Origin of the sequence: Xanthomonas sp. SHU 308 (genome assembly GCF_000364645.1) — a bacterium.
In the GTDB taxonomy this organism is placed as follows: domain Bacteria; phylum Pseudomonadota; class Gammaproteobacteria; order Xanthomonadales; family Xanthomonadaceae; genus Xanthomonas_A; species Xanthomonas_A sontii.
The window spans coordinates 1-1,275 of record NZ_AQOK01000818.1 but is presented as its reverse complement, the minus strand read 5'-3'; the positions used below and the strand labels follow the sequence as shown (position 1 = coordinate 1,275).

Here is a 1,275-nt window from a genome sequence, read left to right as displayed (position 1 = left end):
CGGCAGCGCGTGCAACAGCGGCGGCACCCCACCGCCGTGCAGCAGCAGCCGCGGTCGACGTCCGAGCAAGGCCTCGCCCTGCTGCAGGCTGCGCTCGATCAGCGCCACCGCCGCGCCGTCGCAGCCGGAGGCCAGGGCGTCGGCGGTGTCGGCGGCGAACTCGTGGTAGTCGCCGCCCTCGGCCGGCAGCTGCGCCGCCTTCTGCTGCAGGGCCTGGCGCATCACCGTGGGCGACGGCGCGATGCGGCCGCCGTGGTGCAGGCCGTCGCGATCGAGCAGGTCCACGGTCAGCGCCGTTCCCACCCCCACCACCAGCACGTCGCCGCCGCCATGCGCGGCGAGCAGGGCCAGGAACCGGTCCACGCCGAAGGCCTGCGGTCGCGCGTACGCGATCCGCACCCCGACGCACGCGGCCTCGGTGCGCACCACCTGCACCTGCGCGAAGCGGCTGCGCAGCGCCTCCAGCACGGTGGCGGTCAGGGCCGGCGCGGCGACGCTGGCAACATAGGCGGTGCCGCCCTGCGGCAGCGCCGCGACCGCCGCCGCGTCCATGGCCTCGGCACCATGCGGCCAGGCCTGCACCGCGCCCACCTTTCCGTGTTCCAGCGCGGCGAACTTGAAGCGCGAGTTGCCCAGGTCGAACAGCCAGTCGCTCATGCCGGCCTCACGCTGACGTCGCCCGCATGCACCAGCTGCTCGCCGTCGGCGAAGGCCACCCGCAGCGCGCCGTCCTCGGCCAGCCCCAGGGCCGTGCCTTCGCGCACCTGGCCGCCATCGTCGATGCGCACGGCGCGTCCGGCCAGCAGATCCAGCGCGGCGTAGCGCGGCAGGAACGGCGCCAGTCCCTCCGCGTCGAACAGCGCCAGCGCCGGCAGCAGCTGCGACAGCACCGTCGCGGCGATCGCGTTGCGCGACACCGCGCCGCCGGCCAGCCGCGTCAGGTCGGTCCACGGCTGGTCGATGTCCGCGGCAGTGGCCGCCGGCATCGCCACGTTCAGGCCCAGGCCGATCACGGCCCGCGCCGGCCCGGCGAACTCGCCGCCGCCTTCCACCAGCAGGCCGCCCAGCTTGCGCCCGTCGGCCAGCAGGTCGTTCGGCCACTTCAGCCCGACTGAGGCGAATCCGGCCGCACGCAGGGCTTCGGCCACGGCCACGCCGGCCGCCAGGCTCAAGCCGCCCAGCCGGCCCAGCCCGCCCTGGAAGCTGCGCGCCACCGACAGATACAGATGCGCCGCCAGCGGCGACGCCCAGACCCGGCCACGGCGGCCACGGCCG

2 protein-coding genes are annotated in these 1,275 nt (G+C 76.0%); both read right to left on the bottom strand.

Annotated elements, in window-relative coordinates; all coding sequences use genetic code 11:
- Positions 1–657: type III pantothenate kinase (locus D588_RS0121545; RefSeq protein ID WP_017917478.1), on the bottom strand; the 657-nt coding region annotated here is incomplete at its 3' end.
- The coding region (locus D588_RS0121540; protein ID WP_017917477.1) for a biotin--[acetyl-CoA-carboxylase] ligase at positions 654–1,275 on the bottom strand (622 nt) is incomplete at its 5' end. The genes D588_RS0121540 and D588_RS0121545, both read right to left, overlap by 4 nt.